Annotated in this window: 3 protein-coding genes; all 3 read right to left on the minus strand. The window is 73.5% G+C overall.

Translation table 11 applies throughout. The features are described from left to right. Positions 1 to 28 precede the first annotated feature (28 nt). Entirely contained in the window at positions 29 to 1285 is a 1257-nt protein-coding gene (gene ccrA, locus ACF07B_RS37220) for a crotonyl-CoA carboxylase/reductase (RefSeq protein ID WP_392182170.1), read from the minus strand. A gap of 60 nt (positions 1286 to 1345) precedes the next feature. Then, the gene (locus tag ACF07B_RS37225; protein WP_392182171.1) at positions 1346 to 11410 is read right to left on the minus strand and encodes a type I polyketide synthase; all 10065 of its coding nucleotides are present in this window, start codon (positions 11408 to 11410) and stop codon (positions 1346 to 1348) included. A 46-nt stretch (positions 11411 to 11456) separates the two neighbouring features. After that, positions 11457 to 13992: SDR family NAD(P)-dependent oxidoreductase (locus tag ACF07B_RS37230; RefSeq protein WP_392182172.1), on the minus strand; the 2536-nt coding region annotated here is incomplete at its 5' end.

Raw genomic sequence — 13992 nt, forward strand, 5'->3', positions numbered from 1 at the left:
TGGAAAGGGGGTTCGTACGGCGGGACGGTCAGGCGGCGGCGAGTTCGAGCGCGATCTCGCCGCGCCGGGGCGCGTTCACGAGGACGGCCATGTTCCCGGAGGGGTGCACGTTGTCGTGCATCATCTGGTGCATGCGCCCGATGTCCTGGAGGCCTTCGCAGACGGACAGACAGGGGTCGAGCATGCCGGCGCCGACGAGGCTGATGACCTCGCGGCACTGGCGGGTGTCGGCGTAGTGCGAGCCCTGGAGGCGCTTGGAGCGCATCCACAGGTGGCGCAGGTCGACGTCGCCGTTGTAGCCGGAGGTGCCACCGCAGATCACCACCATGCCGGCGTTGTCGCACAGGTACATCGAGGTCGGCAGGGTGTCCTGGCCGCTGTGCTCCAGCACGATCCGCGGGGACCTGCGCTCACCGAGGATCTCCCAGACCTTCTTGCCGACCCCGCGAGCGCCGCGCAGGAACCGCGCCGACGCCTCGGCGTCCCCGGCATCGGGCAGCCGGCCCCAATGATCGAAGTCACGGCGGTTGATGGTGCCCACCGCCCCGAGGCGGCGGCAGTACTCGGAGCGGTCCTCGCTGGAGACCACGGCGATCGGGATGCCGCCGGCCAGCCTGACGAGCTGGATGGCCATCGACCCGAGGCCGCCCGCACCGCCCCAGATCAGCACGGGGTCACCGGGGCGGACCGTGTTGCCCTGCCAGCCGAACAGCTGCCGGTAGGCGGTGGGCCCGGTGAGCAGGAACGCCGCCGACTCCTCCCACGACAGATGGGCGGGCTTGGGGTGGCACTGGTACTCGTCGACGCGGCAGAACTGCGCGAAGGAACCGTAGTTGGTCTCGTATCCCCAGGCCTTGATGCTCTCCGAGACCAGAGGGTCCGTGCCCAGCCGGATGTCCGCGGCGGCCTCGTCCCACTGGCCGCTGGTGAGCAGCACGTGGTCACCCACCGCGACGTTGCGGACGTCTTCGCCGACGGCCCACACCACGCCGGAGGCCTCCGAGCCCCCGATGTGGAAGTCCTCGGGCTGGCCCTGGCGCTGCCGCATGCCGATGACGTCGACCGGCACGCCCAGCGAGGACCACACATTGTTGTAGTTGATGCCGGCGGCCATCACGTAGACCAGCACCTGGCCCCGGCCCACCTGGGGGGTGTCGACGACCTCGGTGCGGAACGCCTGCTTCGGCTCTCCGAAGCGGTTCTGGCGGATCACCGAGGCGTACATCTGCCGCGGGACCTCACCGAGGGGCGGGGTCTCGCCCATCTCGTAGAGAGTCTTCGTCATGGTTTCTCTCCCACATCTGCTCTGTCCGGGTCCGGGGTGCCCGCGGTGGTCGCGGGCCGGTCATGCGGTCGTTGCGTCCGGAGGTGCGGCAGGGCCGGACGGATCGGTGACGACGTCCGCCAGCCAGGAATCCACCGCCGCCGCGGTGCTGCCGGCGTGGTCCTCCAGCATCGAGTAGTGGTTTCCGGCCACTTCGACGATCGTGTCCACGTGCTCGGGCGGTGCCGCGCGCCCGTCGCCGTCCGCGGCGTCGGCCAGCATGGGCTCGCTCGCCCGTACGAGCAGGGTCGGCGCGGCGATCTGCGGCGCGGCCCAGCCGTCGAACAGGCGCATGTAGCGGCCCATCGCGGTGAGCTGTTCGCCGCCGGACCTCATGAAGTCCAGGCGCTGCGACTGCGCCTGGGCCATCGCGTTGAGCACCTGGTGGTCGAAGGGGACCTCGCGGCTGAAGCTGTCGACCATGACCACGGCCGTCGGCGGCTCGCCCATGGCCTCCAGGTGTGCCGCCACGCCGTGGGCGATCCAGCCGCCCGAGGAGTAGCCGAGCAGGACGACCGGCTTTCCGCCAGCGCACTCCCGTACGGTCTGTGCGTGCAGCCGGAGCACGACGTCCGGATCGGACGGGACCGGCTCGCCCTTCTCGTAGCCGGGGTGGACCAGCGCCCACACGTCCAGCCGGTCGCGGAAGGGTGCGGCGAACCGCGCGTACTGATGCGCCCCGGCCGGTACGACGTACGGCGACAAGCACATCAGCGCGAGGGGACGGTCGCCTTGCGACAGCCGTACCGGGGCGGGCCGCCGGTCCAGTTCCTCGGGCAGCTGGAACGAGGGCCGGAAACGGGCCGCCTCCATCAGCATCCCCATGGCCTCGGCGGCCGTCCCGTTCTCGCTCGCGTGCCGGTAGAGCTGCACCAGCATGTCGGCGGACCGCTCCTCCGCCGTGCCGTGGCCGGCGCCCCGGAGCCGCGTCAACAGGTGCCTGGCGAGCCTGGCGGGCGTGGGATGGTCGAAGGCCAGTCCGGCGGGCAGGCGGACACCGGTCGCCGCCGACAGGCGCCGGCGCAGGTCGATCGCGGTGAGCGAGTCGAAGCCGAGCTCCAGGAAGTGCGCGGTGGGCGGCACGTCCTCGGCCGACGCGTGGCCGAGGACCACGGCGCTCTGGGCGCGGATGTGCTCCAGCAGCCGCTCCTCCTGCTCGGCCGGGGCGAGTGCGGCGAGCTCGGTCGCCAGCGCCGCTTCGGCGCCGGTCTCCTCGCCGGCGGCCTGCTCGGCCTCCAGGAGCCGCTGTACGTCGGGCAGGTCGGCCAGCAGCGGGCTGGGCCGTCCGACGGTGAAGGCGGGCAGGAACTTCTCCCAGTCGATCGGGGCGACGGTGAGGGCCGCCTCGTCGTGCTCGACGGCCCTGCGCAGGGCGGTGATCGCGAGGTAGGGGGCCATGAGGCCCAGGCCCCGCCGCTCGCCGCGCTCCTGGACCGCGTCGTCGACCATGCCGCCGCCCGCCCAGCCGCCCCAGGCGACCGAGGTCGCGGTCAGGCCGCGGGCCCGCCGCCGCAGGGCCAGGGCGTCGAGGAAGGCGTTGGCGGCGGCGTAGGAGGCCTGCCCGCCGCTGCCCCAGACGCCGGCACCGGAGGCGAAGAGGACGAACGCGTCCAGCTCACGGCCGTCGAGCAACTCGTCGAGGTGGATGGCGCCGGTGACCTTGGCGGCCGCGGCTTCGGCGAACTCGTCGAGACCGGCGTCGGCCAGCGGGGACGACCGTGCCGTGCCGGCGGCGTGCAGCACCGCGGTGAGCGGGTGCCGGGACTCGATGCCGGCGAGCAGCCGGGCGACCGCGTCACGGTCGGCGATGTCGCAGGCGACGATGGTCACTTCGGCGCCCAGGGCGGTCAGCTCCGCGTGCAGCTCCCGCGCACCGGGGGCGTCGGGCCCGCTCCTGCTGGTGAGCACCAGGTGCTGCGCGCCCGCGCCGGCCAGCCAACGGGCGAGGTGCCGGCCCACGCCACCGGTTCCGCCGGTGACCAGGACGGTGCCGCGCGGCTGCCACGGTGTCGCGGACTCCACGTCGGCGGGCCGCGCCCGGACCAAGCGCCTGCCGTACACGCCGTCGACCCGTACGGCGAGCTGATCCTCGTCGTGCCGGGCCAGCGCCCCGGCCAGGCGGCGCAGCGCGTGCTCGTCCAGCTTCTCGGGCAGGTCGACGAGACCGCCCCAGCGCCGGGGCAGTTCCAGTGCGGCGACGACGCCCAGGCCCCAGAGCTGTGCCTGGCCGGCGTCGCGCAGCGGGTCGGTGGCTCCGGTGGACACGGCTCCGCGGGTCGCACACCACAGCGGTGCCTGGACGTCCGCGTCGCCCAGCGCCTGCACCAGGGTGACGGTCGCGGCGAGGCTCGCGGACAACGTGGGGTGGGCGGGGTGGCGGCCGGGGGCGAGGCCGAGCATCGACAGGACACCGGCGGGCTGTTCGCCGCCGAGTTCCTCGGTGAGCCGTTTCGCGGCCTGCGACCGGTCGCAGTCGACGGGGAGTTCGACGACCCGCACCTTGGCGCCGTGGGCGCCGAGCACACCGACGACGCAGGGCGCCCACTGCTCGTCCGCCATTCCGGCGGGGAAGACGGCGAGCCACAGGCCGTCCAGGCCGGGGGCAGGGTGGTCGGTCAGCCGCCGGAAGGAGACTCGGTAGCGCCAGCCGTCCACGGTGGACTTCTCGCGACTGCGCCGACGCCACGCGGACAGCACCGGCAGCGCCGGGCCGACGAGGTCGGCGTCATCCGCCCCGAGTTCATCGGCGAGCCCGGACAGGTCCGTGTTCTCCACCAGCTCCCAGAACCCGGCCTCGACCGGATCGGTGCCCGCGGGCACCGGGTCGGCGCTCTCCAGCCAGTACCTCTGCCGTTGGAACGCGTACGTCGGCAGGTCCACGCGCCGTACCGGACGCCCGGCGAAGGGGACCGTCAAGTCGACGTGCACGCCGCTCACCTGCAGTTCGGACACGGAGCGCAGGAAGCGGTCCATGCCGCCCTGGCCCCTGCGCAGCGAGGCGCCGGTCACGGCGTCGGCACCGGCCTCCTCCGCGATCTCCTGCACCGAGCCGGCCAGCAGCGGGTGCGCGCTGCACTCGACGAACACCCCGTGCCCGTCCGTCAGCAGCGACCGTACGGTCCGCTCGAACTCCACCGTGTGCCGCGCGTTGCGGTACCAGTACTCGGCGTCCAGGGTGGTGGTGTCCAGCACGGTGCCGGTCACCGTGGAGTAGAAGGGGATGTCCGCCGCGCGCGGCGCGACCGGGGCGAGCAACTCGAGCAGTTCGGGGCGCAGGCTCTCGACCTGGGCGGAGTGCCCGGCGCCGGTGGCGCCGCGGACCCTGCGCACGCGCACGCCCTCGGCTTCGAGTTCCGCCAGGAGTTCGTCGACCGCGTCGGGCTCTCCGGAGACGGTCAGGGCGGCGGGCCCGTTCACGGCGGCCACCGACAGCCGGTCCCCGTACTTCTCCAGCCTCGCGCGCACCCGGTCGGCGGGCATGGCGACCGCGAGCATGGCGCCCTTGCCGATGAGCCTGGTCAGCGAGCGGCTGCGCAGGGCCACGATCCGGGCCGCGTCGTCCAGGGTCAGCGCGCCCGCGACATACGCGGCGGCGACCTCGCCCTGCGAGTGGCCGACGACGGCGGCAGGCGTCACACCGTAGGAGCGCCACAGGGCGGCCAGCGACACCATGACGGTGAACAGCGCGGGCTGGGCGACCTCCACCTCGGCCACGTCAGGCGCGTCGGGCTCGGCGCGCAGGACGTCGAGCAGCGGCCAGTCGAGGTAGGGGGCGAACGCCTCGGCGCAGGCCTTCGCCCGCTCGGCGAAGACCGGGGCGGTGTCCAGCAGTTCGCGGGCCATCTCGGTCCACTGCGAGCCGTGGCCGGGGAAGACGAAGGCGACCTTGCCGGAGGCCTCGGCGGTGCCCTGGACCACGGTGTCCGCGGGTTCACCGTCGGCGAGCGCCGCGAGCCCGGCCCGCAGCTCGTGCCGGTCGCGGCCGACGACCACGGCCCGCTGCTCCAGCGGCGTCCGCGTGGTGACGAGGGCGCGGCCGACGTCGGACAGCGAGAGCCCTTCGGCACGGTCGAGGTGGTTCAGGAGCCGGCGGGCCTGCTCGCGCAGGGACCGGGCGGTCTTCGCGGACAGCGCCCACGGGAGCACGTCCAGGGGTCGGGCGGCGGTCGCGTCCTGCGCCGCGGGGGTCTGTTCGCCCTCGGTGGCGGGCGCGGTCCGCGGGGCCTGCTCGATGATGGTGTGCACGTTGGTGCCGCTCATCCCGAACGAGGAGACGGCCGCACGCCGTGGCCTGTCCCGGTCGGGCCAGGCGGTCTGCTCGGTGAGCAGGCGCACGTTCCCCCTGGACCAGTCGACGTCCGGGGTCGGCTCATCGACGTGCAGCGTCCGCGGCAGGACGCCGCTGCGGATGGCCATCACCATCTTGATGACGCCGCCGACGCCCGCGGCCGCCTGCGCGTGGCCGATGTTGGACTTCAGTGAACCGAGCCACAGCGGCCGGTCCTCGGAACGCTCCTCGCCGTAGGTGGCCAGCAGCGCCTGTGCCTCGATCGGGTCGCCGAGCCGGGTCCCGGTGCCATGGGCCTCCACGGCGTCCACCTCGTCCGCGGCGAGCCGGGCATTGGCCAGCGCCTGCCGGATGACCTGCTGCTGGGCCTTGCCGCTGGGCGCGGTCAGGCCGTTGGAGGCGCCGTCCTGGTTGACCGCGCTGCCCCGCACGACGGCGAGGACCTCGTGCCCGTTGCGGCGGGCGTCGGACAGCCGCTCCACCAGGACCAGGCCCACGCCCTCGGCGAAGCCGGTGCCGTCGGCGGACGAGGAGAACGCCTTGCAGCGGCCGTCGGCGGACAGCGCGCGCTGCCGACTGGACATCGTGAACGCGGACGGTCCGGCCATCACCATCACTCCGCCGGCCAGTGCCATGGAGCACTCGCCGCCCCGCAGCGCCTGCACGGCGAGGTGGAGGGCGGTCAGCGAGGACGAGCAGGCGGTGTCGACGGTGACCGACGGGCCCTGCAGGCCGAAGGTGTAGGAGAGCCGGCCGGAGATCACACTGGCCGCGTTGCCGCTGGGAATGTAGCCCTCGACGCCGTCGGGCACCTTGAGCGGGCGGCCGGTGTAGTCCTGGTAGCCGGAGCCGACGAAGACGCCCGTGGCGGTGGAGCGCATCACGTGGGGGGCGATCCCGGCGCGCTCGAAGGCCTCCCAAGTGGTCTCCAGCAGCAGGCGCTGCTGCGGGTCCATGGCGACGGCCTCACGCGGGCTGATTCCGAAGACCGCGGGGTCGAACTCGTCCGCGTCGTGCAGGAATCCGCCCTGGGTGGTGTACGTGGTGCCGGGGTGATCGGGGTCCGGGTGGTAGAGCCGTTCGACGTCCCAGCCGCGGTTGCCGGGGAAGCGGGAGATCGCGTCGCGGCCAGAGGCGACCAGCTCCCACAGGTCCTCGGGTGAGCGCACGCCGCCGGGGTAGCGGCAGGCCATGCCGATGATGGCGATCGGCTCGTCCAGCACCGCGGCGGCCGTGGCGGCCGTGGCCTTCGCGTCCTGGCCGCCGGTGAGTTCGGTGAGCAGGTGGGCGGCGAGGTCCGCAGCCGTGGGGTGGTCGAAGACCAGCGTCGTGGGCAGGGCGAGGCCGGTGGCCTCGTTGACGCGGTTGCGGAGTTCCACCGCGGTCAGGGAGTCGAAGCCGAGGTCCCGGAAGGGCCGGTCGGTCTCGACGGCGCCCGCTCCGCGGTGGCCGAGGACGGCGGCGGCGTGCGTGCGCACGAGGTCCACGAGGGCCCGTGCACGGTCCTCGTGCGACAGCCCGGCCAGGCTCTCGGCGAGCGCCCCGGAGCCGCGGCCCGCTTCGGGGGCGTCCTCCGTGAGGGTCGCGCGTACCTCGGGGAGGTCGCCGAGCAGCGGGCTGGGCCGGCCGAGGGTGAAGGGCACGATGAAGCGCGGCCAGTCCACGTCGGCCACGGTCAGCAGGACCTCGTCGCGGTCGAGCGCGTGCTGCAGGACGGTGATCGCCGATGCGGGGGTCATCGCGCGAAGGCCGCGGCGGCGCAGCCGCTCCTCGTCGTCGCCGTCCTCGACCATGCCGCCGTCGGCCCAGGGGCCCCAGGAGACGGCGGTCGCGGTGAGTCCGCGGTCGCGGCGCCGCCGGGCGAGACCGTCCAGGAAGGCGTTGCCGGCGGCGTAGGCGGCCTGGCCGCCGCTGCCCCAGACGCCGGAGACGGAGGAGAAGAGGACGAAGGCGTCGAGCTCCTGGTCGCCCAGCAGTTCGTCCAGGTGCGCCGCGCCGCCGGCCTTGGCGGCGAGCCCGGCGGCGAAGCCGGCCGGGGTGCTGGCGTCCACCGTGCCGGCGTCGGCGACCCCCGCGGCGTGCACGACGGCGGTGAAGGCGTGCTCGGCGAGCAGGGCCGCCACGGCGTCGCGGTCGGCCACGTCGCAGGCGGCGAGCGTGACACGGGCACCGAGGGCTTCCAGCTCGTCCCGCAGGGCGGCGGCGCCCGGGGCGTCCGCGCCCCTACGGCTGGTGAGGACGAGGTGTTCGGCGCCGCCGCGCGCCAGCCAGCGGGCGACGTGGCCGCCCAGCGCACCCGTACCACCGGTGATGAGGACGGTGCCGCGGGGCTGCCAGCGGCGGGTGGCCGCCCGTGCCGGTGCGTGGGCGAGCCGCCGGGCGAAGACGCCGGAGGAACGGACGGCGAGCTGGTCCTCCTCCCACCGGCCCGTCAGCGCCTGTCCCAGCACGTCGGCCAGGCGTGCGGCGGCCTGGTCGTCGACGGACTCCGGCAGGTCGATCAGGCCGCCCCAGCGCCGGGGCAGCTCCAGGGCGACGGTGCGGCCCAGGCCCCAGACCTGGGCGTGCCGGGCGTCGCGTACGGCGTCGGAGCCGCTCACGGCCACCGCGCCCGAGGTGAGGCACCACAGCGGGGCGTCGACGCCCGCGTCGCCCAGGGCCTGGACGAGCAGCAGGGTGGGCAGAACGGGGTCGCCGGTGACGAGCAGGGACAGCACGCCGTCGACCGGTCCGATCCCGGCCAGTTCCCCGGCCAGACCGGCGCGGTCGCTCGCCGCGCCGACGGCCAGCGTCTTCAGAGTGGCGCCGCGGGCGGTGAACGCGGTGCGGACCGCGGCGGTCTGCTCGTTCTCCTCCTCCGGCACGGCGAACAGCCAGGTGCCGCCGATGCCGGCCGACGCGGGCTCGCCCAGGCGCTTCCACGACTCGCGGTAGCGCCGGCCGTCCACGGTGGACTGCTCCTTGCGCTGCCGCCGCCACGACGACAGCCTCGGCAGCACGTCGCTGAACGCGTCCCCTGCCCCGATGTCGAGCGTCTCGGCGAGGGACCGCAGGTCCTCGCGCTCGACGGTCTCCCAGAACTCCGCGTCCACCGGATCCACCCCCGGGGCGGCGGCAGCGGTTTCCGGGGCGTCGACCCAGTACCGCTCGTGCTGGAAGGCATAGGTCGGCAGGTCGGTCTTCCGCGCACCGGCGAAGAACGAGCTCCAGTCCACGGACGCGCCGTGCACGTGCAGTTCGGCGAGCGCGGTCACGACGGCCTGCCGCTCGGGACGGTCGGCCCGGAGTACGGGAACGGTGACGATGTCGTCCGCACAGCCCTGCGCCATGCCGCTCAGCACACCGCCCGGACCGATCTCGATGAAGGTCTTCACGCCCAGGTCGTGCAGGGTACGGACGCTGTCGGCGAAGCGTACGGTCTCGCGCACGTGCCGGACCCAGTACTCGGGGGTGTAAGCCTCGACAGGCTGACCCGTGAGGTTGGAGACGACGGGGAGCTGCGGCTGCTCGAAGGCCAGGCCACGGACGACCTCGGCGAACTCCTCCAGCATCGGGTCCATCAACGGCGAGTGGAACGCGTGACTGACCTTCAACCGGGACGTCTTACGGCCCTGCTCAGCGAAGCCCGCGGCAATCGCCAGGACCGCCGTCTCGACACCGGAAACCACAACCGACGAGGGGCCGTTGACCGCGGCGATGCTCACCCCGTCGGTGAGGTGGGGCAGGACTTCCTCTTCGGTGGCCTGCACGGCGACCATCGTTCCGCCCGCGGGCAACGCCTGCATCAACGCCGCACGCGCCGACACCAGTTGCGCCGCATCCCCGAGCGACAACACACCCGCCACATGCGCAGCCGCGATCTCGCCCACGGAGTGGCCGGCGACGAAGTCGGGCCGGACGCCTAAGGATTCGAGGAGCCGGAACAAGGCCACCTCGACCGCGAAGAGGGCGGGCTGGGTGCACCCGGTCCGGTGAAGCGTCTCGGCATCGACGTCGACGGGGGCGTCCAGGTGCGCGCACACCTCGTCGTAGGCCGCGGCGAAGGCGGGGAACGCCGCGTACAGTTCGCGCCCCATACCGATGCGCTGCGATCCCTGCCCGGAGAAGAGGAAGCCGGTCCTGCCGCCGGCCGGGCGCCCCAGCAGCACACGGGACGAAGGGGTCCCGGCGGCCAGATCCGCCAGCCCGAGGAGCAGTTCCTCACGGTTCCTCCCCACGACCGCGGCCCGGTGACGCATGGCCGCGCGAGTCGTGGCCAGCGACAGTCCGACGTCCTGGGGCCGGACCTCGCCCCGTACCAAGGGCAGCAGCCGGGCCGCCTGGGCTCGCAGCGCCGCGTCGCTCCTGGCGGAGAGCACCCACGCCAGGGGGCCCTCGGCGGGAACCCCCGCGGGCTCCTCGTCCTGGGCCGGCGGGGCCTGCTCGATGATGGTGTGGGCGTTGGTGCCGCTGACGCCGAAGGACGACACGGCAGCACGGCGCGGGTGATCGGTCTCCGGCCACTGGACGGCCTCGGTGAGCAGCCGTACCTCGCCCGCCGACCAGTCCACGTGCGGCGTCGGCTCGTCCACGTGCAGGGTCTGCGGAAGCACGCCGTGGCGCATGGCCATGACCATTTTGATGATGCCGCCGACGCCCGCGGCCGCCTGCGCGTGGCCGATGTTGGACTTGAGCGAGCCCAGCCACAGCGGCCGGTCCTCCGGCCGCTCCCGGCCGTACGTGCCGAGCAGTGCCTGTGCCTCGATGGGATCGCCCAGCGTCGTGCCCGTGCCGTGCGCCTCGACGACGTCGATCTGGGCGGGAGACAGGCCGGACGATGCCAGCGCCTGGCGGATCACCCGCTGCTGCGCGGGGCCGTTCGGCGCGGTCAGACCGTTGGACGCACCGTCCTGGTTGACGGCGCTGCCACGGACGACGGCCAGCACCTGGTGCCCGTTGCGGCGGGCGTCGGACAGCCGCTCCACCAGGAGCAGGCCGACGCCCTCGGCCCAGCCGGTGCCGTCGGCCCCGGCGGCGAACGGCTTGCACCGTCCGTCGGGGGCCAGCCCGCGCTGGCGACTGAACTCCACGAACGCGGTAGGCGTGGTCATCACCTGCACGCCGCCGGCCAGCGCCATGGAGCACTCGCCGCCCCGCAGCGCCTGAATCGCCCAGTGCAGCGCCACCAGCGACGACGAGCACGCCGTGTCGACGGTGACCGCCGGTCCCTCCAGGCCGAAGGTGTAGGCGATGCGACCGGACATCACACTGGCGGAGTTGCCGGTCCCGAGATGGCCGTCGGACTCGCCGCCCACCCCGACCAGGAGGTTGACGTAGTCCTGGTAGCCGGAACCAACGAAGACTCCGGTACGGCTGCCGCGCACCGACTCCGCGTCGATGCCGGCGCGCTCGAACGTCTCCCACGTGGTCTCCAGCAACAGGCGCTGCTGCGGATCCATCGCCACGGCCTCACGCGGGCTGATCCCGAAGAACCCCGGGTCGAACTCCCCCGCGTCGTAGAGGAATCCGCCGTGCCGCGCGTACGTCTTGCCGGACGCGTCCGGGTCCGGGTCGTAGATGTCCTCCACGTCCCAGCCCCGGTCCGCCGGGAACCCGCCGACCGCGTCACCACCGGAGACCACCAACTGCCACAGGTCCTCGGGCGAACGCACCCCGCCCGGATACCGGCACGCCATGCCGACGATCGCGATGGGTTCCTGGTCCTTCTCCTCGACCTCGCGAAGGCGCTCCCGGGCCTGACGAAGGTCTCCGGTGACGCGCTTGAGATACTCGAGAAGCCTGTCTTCGTTGCTGCTCATCCGCCTCATCCGTCCTCGGCTGTCGTTAAAGGTAGAGCGCCAAGAACTAGGAAATTTCTAGATCTTGATCGATCAGATCGAAGATGTCGTCGATCGTCGCGTCCTGGAGCTGTTGCTGCGCGTCGGCTGATTCCGCGCCTTGCTCTCCGGCGGAATTCACCAGGGACAGCAGTTCCTGCAGCCGCCTCCGCACCCCCGACCGGACCGTCTCCTCGGCCGAGGCGGCCGTCGAGATCACCGACTCCAGCCGGTCGAGCTCGCTGAAGACCGACACCTCCTCCGGGCCCGTCTCGCCGGTGAGTTCGCTCCACAGGTGGCGGGCGATCGCCTCGGGCGTCGGGTGGTCGAAGACCAGCGTCGCGGGCAGGGTCAGGCCGGTGTCGGCAGTGAGCAGGTTGCGCAGCTCCACCGCGGTCAGGGAGTCGAAGCCGAGGTCCCGGAACGCCAGGTCCGGTTCCACCGCCGCGGATCCGCTGTGCCCCAGTACTGCCGCCGCGTGCGCGCACACCGTGTCCACGAGCAGGCGTTGCTGTTCGCCTTCGGACAGCGTGGACAGCTTCGCCTTGAGCGCGGACGGCTCCGCGGTCTGCTCGGCGGGCTCCTCCGCGAGGGCGTCCCTGACCTCGGGCAGGTCGCTCAGCAGCGCGCTCGGCCTGCCGACGGTGAACGGGACGACGAACCGCTCCCAGTCCACGTCGGCCACGGTGACCGTGCCGTCCCCGCCGCTCAGCGCACCGTGCAGCGCGGAGACAGCCCGGTCCGGCCGCAGCACGGTCAGGCCGCGCTGTCGCAGCCGCTCCTCGTCCCCGGCGTCGGCGACCATGCCTCCCTCGCCCCACGGGCCCCAGGCGATCGCGGTCGCGGTGAGGCCCCGGGCCCGCCGGTGCTGCGCCAGGCCGTCGAGGAAGGCGTTCGCGGCCGAATACGCGGCCTGCCCGCCGCCTCCCCACACACCGGAGATGGAGGAGAAGAGGACGAAGGCGTCCAGCTCCTGATCGCCGAGCAGTTCGTGGAGGTGCGCGGCCCCCACGGCCTTCGCGGCGACCGTCGCCGCGAAGTCGCCGAGGCTCGTCTCGGCGAGCATGCCCGCCTCGGCGGTGCCGGCCGTGTGGACGACGGCGTTCACCGGGTGCTCGGCGAGCAGCGCCGCCACCGCTTCGCGGTCGGCGACATCGCACACGGTGAGGGTGACGCGCGCTCCCAGCTCCTCCAGTTCGTCCTTGAGCGCGGTCGCGCCGGGCGCGTCGGCGCCGCGGCGGCTGGTGAGCACGAGGTGTTCGGCACCGGCACCGGCGAGCCAGCGGGCCACGTGCCCGCCCAGCGCACCCGTACCACCGGTGATCAGCACCGTGCCGCGCGGCGACCACGAACGGTCGCTCCGGGCTGCGGGCAGACGCGACAGGCGCCGTGCGAACACCCCGTGGTCGCGGATCGCGACCTGGTCCTCGGCCGACTGGCCGAGCACGGCGACGAGGCGGCCGGCGACCCGGTCGTCGACCGTGCCGGGAAGGTCGACGAGACCGCCCCAGCGCCGCGAGTGCTCCAGCGCCGCCACCCTGCCCAGACCCCAGACCAGGGACTGGTACGGGTCCGCCGCCTCGTCGGCGGAGTTCACGCCCACCGCGTTCCGGGTCGCGCACCACAGCGGGGCGCCGACGCCCGCGTCGCCCAGGGCCTGGACGAGCAGCACGGACAGCGTGACACCGACGGGCATCGCGGCGGCCTGCGGGGCGGCCTCGCCGTCGACGGCGAGCAGCGACAGAACGCCCGCCACGGTCTCGTCCCCGGCCGCTCGGGCGAGTTGCGCGGTCAGGTCCTCACGGCCGGTGGCCGGCTCGACCGGGACCGGCAGCGGGGCCAGGCCCCGCTCGGTCAGCGCGCGGAGGCAGGCGGCGACCCAGTCGTCGCCGAGCTGGGCGACGCTGACCGGAACCAGCCATATGCCGTTCCGGGCAGGGTCCTCCGGGGAGGGGTCGGGTATCGCTTTCCAGGTGACGCCGTAGCGCCAGCCGTCCACGGTGGACTGCTCCTTGCGCTGCCGCCGCCACGACGACAGCCTCGGCAGCACGTCGCTGAACGCGTCCCCTGCCCCGATGTCGAGCGTCTCGGCGAGGGACCGCAGGTCCTCGCGCTCGACGGTCTCCCAGAACTCCGCGTCCACCGGATCCACCGCCGGGGCGGCGGCAGCGGTTTCCGGGGCGTCGACCCAGTACCGCTCGTGCTGGAAGGCATAGGTCGGCAGGTCGGTCTTCCGCGCACCGGCGAAGAACGAGCTCCAGTCCACGGACGCGCCGTGCACGTGCAGTTCGGCGAGCGCGGTCACGACGGCCTGCCGCTCGGGACGGTCGGCCCGGAGTACGGGAACGGTGACGATGTCGTCCGCGCAGCCCTGCGCCAGGGCACTGAGGACGCCGCCGGGGCCGACCTCGACGAACGTGGTCACGCCCAGGCCGTGCAGAGTCTCGATGCCGTCGGCGAAGCGGACCACCTCACGGACGTGCCGGACCCAGTACTCCGGGGTGTACGCCTCGACGAGCTGACCCGTGAGGTTGGAGACCACCGGAATCCTCGGCTGACCGAAC

The organism is Streptomyces sp. NPDC015532 (assembly GCF_043078065.1).
Taxonomy (GTDB): Bacteria; Actinomycetota; Actinomycetes; order Streptomycetales; family Streptomycetaceae; genus Streptomyces.

What these genes read in the sequence shown, in the direction of transcription:
- ACF07B_RS37225 (WP_392182171.1), bottom strand. Translation starts at nt 11,410, where the DNA reads ATGAGCAGCAACGAAGACAGGCTTCTCGAGTATCTCAAGCGCGTCACC.
- ccrA (WP_392182170.1), bottom strand. Translation starts at nt 1,285, where the DNA reads ATGACGAAGACTCTCTACGAGATGGGCGAGACCCCGCCCCTCGGTGAG.